The sequence below is a fragment of the Bacillus sp. COPE52 genome (assembly GCF_003355115.1).
Lineage (GTDB): Bacteria > Bacillota > Bacilli > Bacillales > Bacillaceae_G > Bacillus_A > Bacillus_A toyonensis.
The window spans coordinates 580,795-581,008 of record NZ_CP031292.1; the positions used below are offsets into that span (position 1 = coordinate 580,795).

1 tRNA gene is annotated in these 214 nt (G+C 49.1%); it reads left to right on the forward strand.

The annotated features are described in order from the left end of the window. Positions 1-94 precede the first annotated feature (94 nt). Positions 95-175, forward strand: a tRNA-Leu gene (locus tag DPQ31_RS02845). Positions 176-214 lie beyond the last annotated feature (39 nt).

Consider the following 214-nt stretch of genomic DNA (forward strand, 5'->3'; position numbering starts at 1 on the left):
TTGTGGCGAAGTGGTTAACGCACCGGATTGTGGCTCCGGCATTCGTGGGTTCGATTCCCATCAGTCGCCCCATTTTTTAAAAATATATTAATATGCGGGTGTGGCGGAATTGGCAGACGCACCAGACTTAGGATCTGGCGCCTTTGGCGTGGGGGTTCGACTCCCTTCACCCGCACTTTTAATAAAATATCTCATAACATGTCTTGCGGAAGTA